This window comes from Streptococcus sp. 1449 (genome assembly GCF_013276805.1).
GTDB classification, from domain to species: domain Bacteria; phylum Bacillota; class Bacilli; order Lactobacillales; family Streptococcaceae; genus Streptococcus; species Streptococcus pseudopneumoniae.
This window is the reverse complement of sequence record NZ_VMLS01000083.1, coordinates 1-7,506: the sequence shown is the minus strand read 5'-3', so window position 1 is coordinate 7,506 and position 7,506 is coordinate 1. Positions and strand designations below refer to the sequence as shown.

Annotated in this window: 7 protein-coding genes and 1 pseudogene; 1 reads left to right on the top strand and 7 read right to left on the bottom strand. The window is 39.4% G+C overall.

Annotated features, from left to right (window positions below; genetic code table 11):
* Positions 1-57 precede the first annotated feature (57 nt).
* Genes HT687_RS12080 through HT687_RS10810 form a run of 3 tightly spaced genes read right to left on the bottom strand, consistent with a single transcriptional unit; the run spans position 58 to position 3,073 of the window.
* Complete coding sequence (locus tag HT687_RS12080; protein WP_240152488.1) at positions 58-273, bottom strand: hypothetical protein; 216 nt, start codon at positions 271-273, stop codon at positions 58-60.
* Between the two features lie 51 nt (positions 274-324).
* On the bottom strand, positions 325-2,313 hold the full coding sequence (locus HT687_RS10815; RefSeq protein WP_023936935.1) for an ABC transporter permease: 1,989 nt from the start codon (positions 2,311-2,313) through the stop codon (positions 325-327).
* Position 2,314: 1 nt separating this feature from the next.
* Positions 2,315-3,073: an ABC transporter ATP-binding protein gene (locus HT687_RS10810; RefSeq protein WP_000173372.1), complete on the bottom strand. Its 759-nt coding sequence runs from the start codon at positions 3,071-3,073 to the stop codon at positions 2,315-2,317.
* A 427-nt stretch (positions 3,074-3,500) separates the two neighbouring features.
* Here HT687_RS10810 and HT687_RS10805 point away from each other — a divergent pair, with 427 nt between their 5' ends.
* On the top strand, positions 3,501-3,698 hold the full coding sequence (locus tag HT687_RS10805) for a hypothetical protein (protein WP_023936938.1): 198 nt from the start codon (positions 3,501-3,503) through the stop codon (positions 3,696-3,698).
* Between the two features lie 137 nt (positions 3,699-3,835).
* On the opposite strand, the gene HT687_RS10800 is transcribed toward HT687_RS10805, so the two are convergent.
* From HT687_RS10800 to HT687_RS10785, 4 genes and pseudogenes are all read right to left on the bottom strand, one after another.
* Positions 3,836-4,108: a PspC domain-containing protein gene (locus HT687_RS10800; protein ID WP_001085048.1), complete on the bottom strand. Its 273-nt coding sequence runs from the start codon at positions 4,106-4,108 to the stop codon at positions 3,836-3,838.
* A gap of 58 nt (positions 4,109-4,166) precedes the next feature.
* Entirely contained in the window at positions 4,167-4,616 is a 450-nt protein-coding gene (locus tag HT687_RS10795; RefSeq protein WP_023936939.1) for a SprT family protein, read from the bottom strand.
* Positions 4,603-6,732 carry a Tex family protein gene (locus HT687_RS10790; protein WP_023936941.1) on the bottom strand — a complete coding sequence of 710 codons (2,130 nt, stop codon included), beginning with the start codon at positions 6,730-6,732 and terminating at the stop codon, positions 4,603-4,605. Before HT687_RS10790 ends, HT687_RS10795 begins: the two co-directional genes overlap by 14 nt.
* A 101-nt stretch (positions 6,733-6,833) precedes the next feature.
* A pseudogene (locus HT687_RS10785) lies at positions 6,834-7,312 on the bottom strand (DUF1919 domain-containing protein); the annotation flags it as partial.
* Between the last annotated feature and the right edge of the window lie 194 nt (positions 7,313-7,506).

Below are 7,506 nucleotides of genomic sequence, written 5' to 3'. Positions count from 1 at the left end.
CCTAACTGTACTCTTTCAGAAATAATTGCATATGTTTGAAACTCTTCGAGAATCTCTTCAAACCGCGTCAACGTTGCCTTGCCGTACGTATATGTTACTGACTTCGTCAGTTCTATCTGCAACCTCAAAACGGTGTTTTGAGCTGACTTCGTCAGTTCTATCTGCAACCTCAAAACGGTGTTTTGAGCTGACTTCGTCAGTTCTATCTGCAACCTCAAAACAGTGTTTTGAGCAACCTGCGGCTAGCTTCCTAGTTTGCTTTTTGATTTTCATTGAGTATAAAATACAAGAAATACCTCGATTTTGAAGTCGAGGTATCTTTTTTTACATTTGCACAATCTTGCGATAGCTTCTTGAAGTAATCATGAAAATCAACACATAGGCGATGAGGAAGATAGCGCAGATAGACAAGGTCACAATCAACATCATAGTCGTATCTATTACACCAATCACTTTTAAAATCAGACTAAGCATATGGTAGGCAAAGGCGAGATGTATGAAGGCAAAGAGCAAAGGAAGGAAGAAAACAGTTAAAACCTGTTTGTTGATGGTTTGCTTAATTTGCTTTTTATCTAAACCGACTTTCTGCAAGATAATAAAGCGCTCACGGTCTTCATATCCTTCAGAAATTTGTTTGTAGTAGATGACCAGAACGGTTCCGATCATAAAGATAATGGATAGGAAAATACCGATAAAGAAGACACCACCAAAGAGGGCACTCATCTGAGAACGAGCATCTGCTAGATTGCTACCATAAACATAGCTATCTTCTGTGTTTAATTGAGCATTAAACTGATTGAGGTATTTTTCATACTCTTCAGCGACCTTGAGTTGTTCTTCTTCACTGATATTTACATTCATACCGCCGTAAAACTGATTATAGATAGCCGAATCTGGGAATTGATCCAAAAAGGATTGTAAATCAGGTACAACAAGGTAATTGTAATCAGCAGTCAAAATATTAAACTGATTTGGGACATGGTTGACAATGAAATCTTTATCAAATTCTTCTTTGACAGAAAATTGATGATCATTTAGAGTTAGAGCTTTCTGTTCTTTAACTCCCTCATTCTTTGCAAAGAGTCCGACCTCATTTCCTGAAAGAGACAGTTTTTGACCAGTCATATTTTCATAATCTTTTTGGTCAAATACCATGAAAACTGTTGTAGGTTGAACACGATTTTGTCCTTTTTCAAAAATAGTTAACTTATTTCCTTCTTGGTTTGCAACACCAAAGTAAGTATAACGAATCACTTCTTTCTCTTTAATCTTATAACCTTTGTCACTTGCAAACTGGCTCAAGAGTTTGTCTAAATCTTCTTTTTCAACATTTTGTCCTGAAACCCCAAAATCATGAGGATTTAGAACTTTTTTAAAGGATTCTGCGGAATTGAAAATGCTTGTCGCTGCTGACATGGTTACCAAAACCATTGTTGACAAGATAGCGATGGTTGCTAGTCCAACCGCATTTTTCTTCATACGGAAAATCAAGTTGGAAACAGAGATGAGGTTATTAGGTTGGTAATAGTATTTCTTATTTTTCTTTAAGATTTGTAGGAAGACTGTAATCCCTGCATTAAACAAGAGATAAGTACCAAAGATAACCAGCAAAACAGCTATGAAGAAGGTTGTTAAGGCTGTAAGAGGATCTTTTACCGTAAGGGCAAGATAATAGCCAATCCCTAAACTAATCGAACCAAGAATCGTTTGGAGAGGTAGGAAACGACCTTTTTTCTCACCACTAGCTTTCTCACGTGAGAGCTGAAGGGCATTCATACGGGCGATTCGAAGAGCATTCAGGAACATGAGACCTAGGAAAATCAAACCGAAGACAACAAGTACTGTAATGACAACTTTCATCTGGAAGGTAGCGACTAGTTCTACCTTTAATTTCATCAGTTTGAGCAAGAAAGCAAAAATCAACTTGTCAAACAAGACCCCAATACCAATCCCTGCACCAACAGTTAGAATTCCAAATAGCACCAACTCCTTAAAGGTCATACTGATTAGATGGCGCTTTTCCAATCCCAACATGCCATAAATCCCCAGTTCCTTGGAACGATTTTTCATGACAAAACTATTGGCATAGAGGACGATAATGGCTGACGCAAGGGTGACGACAAACATACCAAATCCAAGTGTAGCCTGAATGGTTGTTCCTCCACGGATTTCCGCAATCTTTGGATTGAAGGTTAGAGAGTAAAAGAGATAGGTGACGGTGACTGCCAAGAGAACAGCCAGCGCAAAAGGATAGTAGAGCTTGCGGTTTTTAATCAAGTTCGATACCGCTAACTTATTAGTTAATCGAAACATACTAATTCACCTCGCTTGCCATGACAGTCAAGGTATCAGAGATTTCTTGGAACATCTGACGCTCTGTCTTCTCTCCACGGTAGATTTGATTGTAAAGAATGCCGTCCTTGATAAAGAGTACACGTTTAGCTCTGCTAGCTGCTGCTGTTGAGTGGGTTACCATGAGAATGGTTTGGCCGCGCTCATTGATTTCATCAAAAACATCAAGAAGAGCTGCAGAGGACTTGGAATCAAGGGCACCTGTTGGCTCATCCGCAAGGAGAATTTCAGGTTCTGTGATGATGGCGCGTGCTACTGCTACACGCTGTTTCTGACCACCAGAAATCTCGTAAGGGTACTTCTCTTGCAATTGGTTGATACCTAGATTCTCAGCTGTCACCACCAATTTCTTCATCATTTCCGTAATAGGTCTTCTTGACAAGACAAGCGGAAGCAAGATATTGTCCTTAACAGATAGGGTATCTAACAAGTTAAAGTCTTGGAAGACGAAGCCCAACTTTTCACGACGGAAGCTAGAAGCCTGTGAATTTTTAATGGTTGCTGTGTCAGTTCCATTCAGGTAAACCTGACCACGAGTTGGTTTGTCCAGCATAGCTAGGATATTGAGAAGAGTGGATTTACCAGAACCAGACTCACCCATAATGGCAACGTAGTCACCCTTTTCTACGGTAAAGTGAATATCCTTGAGGGCCTCTACTTGGTTGCCCTGAAAACGTGTTTTATAAATTTTTTGAACGTGTTTTACATCTAAAAGTGTCATGAGAATCTCCTTTCTTAATATCCCATCAAATGAAATGTAGCTTGCATCATAGCGCATCCCAGCTGAACACGCTCGATTTCTTTGTGACTTGGTTTTCTTGTTTTCTTCTGTAAGATTTGTTTCATGATGTTACTCCTTTGTTCTTTATGAGTCTAGTTTACATCAAAAAAAGACCGCTTGCCATAACCTAACCTTACAAAAGAGACTTTAATCTTACATTTTTGTAAGATTGGGGGAAATGTAGGCAAAATTACTTATAAAATGATTTGATTTCCTATTTTTAAAATTGTAAAATATAAGTGTGAAAAGGCTTACTTTGGAAAGGAGGAAGCGGAAACTAACATTTGAGTAAGCTTACCTAGATAACATACCATTAAATTTAACACTTGCAAGTCGTTCAACCTATAAGGAAAGAAGGGGCGCTTTAATGAAACATAAAGAACATATACTCATCGGACTTCTCTATCTCCTCTCTCCATTCATCGGTCAGCTCTTAGTTGAAAAGACACACTTTATCGGTACAGAATTTACAGCTACTGCTTATGCTATTTGCTGGCTATCAGTTGTTATCAGCATCCACCATTTTTCAAAAAACGTATTGTCTCAGCAAGAAAAATCAGATTAGAAATCTAAGTTTAAAATATTATTTTTAATTTGTATATGAGGCTGAGAAAATCTTATTAAAAGTAAAAAAGCTTTAAATCAAGCAGTTTAGACTATTGATTTAAAGCTTTTTGCTTATTCCAAATCTTCTGTAAAACCTCACCAAAACCAACCTTCATTGTCGTCAATGGCTTGGGCTTCTTTGCGTTTTCGTGGGCCTGTTCCGTACATTTCTGCTTCGATTTCTTCCTTGGTTGGCATGACAGAAGCTAGGATGATATAGATAATCACGCCAAGTCCAAAGTTTGCGACTGTAAAAATGGCAAACAAAAAACGAACAAGGGTAACGTCAAAGTTCCACTTATCTGACAGACCTGCCAGAACTCCTGAAATCATGCGATTTCGTCTCATTTTATAAAATTTACTGTTCATGATATTTCCTCTTTCTGCTAGGTTAGACATAGTATATCACGGGTAGGCTCGGCTTTCATCAGTCCTCAGGCTGATTTACTAGTAGCAACTTTCCTCGACAAAGTCCACAGCGATAGCGTTTGGTATCAATCCTTCGCTTGCGCTGATAAGTTTGCTGGCAGGATTGGCAACGATAAAGCTTGATTGGCTTGGAGTTGCTATTTGGCAAGGTTGACACAAAGCGTAATCCATCCACTGCTTCCAAAAGTTCCTTAAAATCCCGATCCTTGTGTTGATAGCCCTTCCCTTGAAAATAGAGGTGATAATGACAGAGTTCATGTCGGACAATTTTCTTAAAAACGTCCAACCCCAGTTCCTGATAAACCTTGGGATTAAAATCCAAATGCCCATCTTTGGGGAAAAATCGCCCACCTGTCGAACGTAGACGAGAATTCCACTGAGCATGATGGATAAAAGGTCTACCGAAGTCTTCTAGTGAAACCTGCTTAACGTAATCAGTCAGTTTCATTTGGAGCGAGGAGCGACAGATTGACTTTTTCACGTTCAGTATCGATTTTCTTAACCCAAACTGTTACCAAATCTCCGACGGACACCACTTGGCTTGGGTGTTTGATAAATTTACGGCTCATATGAGAAATATGGATCAAGCCATCCTCATGAATTCCGATATCAACGAAGGCACCGAAGTCAACGACATTACGCACCACACCCTCTAGCTTCTGACCAACCATAAGGTCCTTAATATCTAGGACATCTTGGCGAAGCACAGGTGCGTCAAAGGAATCACGGAAATCTCGACCTGGTTTGAGAAGATCTGCAATGATATCTTTAAGAGTTTCTGGACCAAGGTCTAGCTCTTGCGCCATTTCCTTGACTGAAAGGGACTTAAGCTTATTTTGTGCTTCTTCATTCAGGTCCTTGATATCCAATCGTTTGAAGAGCTCCTTAACAGCAGAATAGTTTTCTGGGTGAACCCCTGTATTATCAAGGATATTGCTACTTTCAGGGATACGAAGGAAACCAGCTGCCTGTTCAAAAGCCTTGGCCCCCAGACGAGGAACTTTCTTGATTTGGGCGCGTGAAGTGATTTTCCCTTCTTCCTCACGGTACTTGACGATATTTTCAGAAATGGTTTTATTGAGTCCAGCGACATGGGAAAGAAGAGCTGGGCTGGCTGTATTGATGTTGACACCGACTTGGTTCACCACCGTATCCACAACAAAGTCAAGACTCTCAGACAATTTCTTCTGTCTGACATCGTGCTGGTACTGACCAACGCCGATTGACTTAGGATCGATTTTGACTAATTCCGCAAGGGGATCTTGCAAACGACGGGCGATAGAAATAGCAGAGCGTTTTTCAACGGTCAAATCTGGAAACTCCTGACGAGCAAGTTCACTGGCAGAATAGACCGAAGCACCACTTTCATTGACAATAACATAGCTGACTTCAGGAAAATCTTTCAGAACTTCCGCCACAAAGGCTTCACTTTCACGACTAGCAGTACCATTTCCGATGGCAATAATTTCCACGCCATATTGACCAATCAAATCTGCCAGATCTTTCTTGGCTTCTTCGATTTGACGAGCTGATGCTGGTTTAACAGGATAAATGACCTGTGTTGTCAGCATTTTTCCTGTTGCATCCACGACAGCTAGCTTGGCACCTGTACGAAAGGCAGGGTCAAATCCAAGAACCACGCGCTCTTTCAGTGGAGCAACCAAGAGGAGATTGCGTAGGTTGTCCGAAAAGAGTTGGATAGCCCCTTCTTCCGCTTTTTCAGTCAATTCTGTCCGAATACGGCGCTCGATAGCAGGTAAGACTTTTTTCTTAACCGATTGCTGAACAACTTCATCTATATAGGCATTTTTCACCTTGAAACGAGCAGCAAAGAAAGCTAGAATACGGTCTGTCGCATGTTCGAAACCGACCTTCAAGACACCTAGCTTCTCCCCACGATTGAGGGCCAATGTACGATAGCCCTGCATATTTCCAACTGTCTCTGAAAAATCATAATAAATCTGAAAAACCTGCTTTTCATCAGGACTTTCATCCTTGACTTGCGAAGTAAGTTTAGAGTATCTCAGCACCTCCTGATAAGTCATGGCGCGCAGTGTCACATCTTCCGATAAGGCTTCGACTAAGATATCAACTGCACCAGCCAAGGCGTCTTTCCCAGTCACAAATCCTTCACAGATGAACTTTTCAGCCTCTTTCTCTAAGTCAGTTACATTCTGCAAAATCAGGCGAGCAAGTGGGAAGAGTCCAGCTTCACGAGCAATGGTTGCCTTGGTTCGACGCTTTTCCTTGTAAGGTAGGTAGAGTTCTTCAACGTCTGCTAATTTTTCGGCAGCTAAGATAGCTTCTTCCAACTCCTTGGTCAACTTGCCTTGTTCTTGAATCTTAGCTAAAACAGCTTCCTTGCGGTCATTGAGATTGGTCAGACTTTTATCCAAGTCGATAATGGCCTTAATCGCCACCTCATCCAGACTACCAGTCATGTCCTTGCGATAACGCGCGATAAAGGGGATTGTCGCCCCTTCTGCTGTCAAACTTAGAACAGTATCGATTTGCTTTAAAGTCACTCCCAAATCTTGGGAGATTTTTTCATATTTTTTATCCATGAATCTATTATACCACAAGCTAAACATTTCAAATTAACTCGTAGAACATTTAAAAAATATGTAGGGAATAGATTTATATGCTACAGCGCAATAACTTGCACTTAAAGAGCATTGCCACCTTTTTTTAACCAAGCCATGATATCAAAAGTATTTAATGGATCAGACATAATAGCCAGTTCTGGAAGATGTTCCTGACCTGGAATAACACATTGACTTTTCAAATTTTTATATGGACGATTGACTAAAATTAATTTATTAGAATAAGGAAGATTATCCATCTTATTTAAAATTTCTTCACTAGCTGAATCTTTATTATCAAATTTAAAATATAGATTATCCCAATTTATGCGTTTTTTCTTTTTTCCCACTTAGTCCGTGCTTCTTCAATACTAGAATAATGTAGAAAATGAATATCTATATCCCCTAAGTGCCCCAAAGGATAAACTTCATGGGTCCAGCTCAGTGAAACAAGTTCCTCTTCGAAAACAAGTTCTTGTTCCATATAGTACCGAAAATCCTTTGTAAGTTTATAATAATCATCAGGAAGAATAAATAAACCAACAAAAGGTGTTCTATATTGGCTTTACAATAATAACTTCTATATCTTTAAATGTTTGTCTATCAACTATTAATAAAGACTCTAATAAACTATTTTTATCTCCTTGATGTAATAAAATAACACTGATTAAGCAAGTCAATTTTACTACCTCCTATAATTTTCTGATAATGATTTTCTTCTTATTTCAATTATATAATCATTTAGTTTTAAAAAAG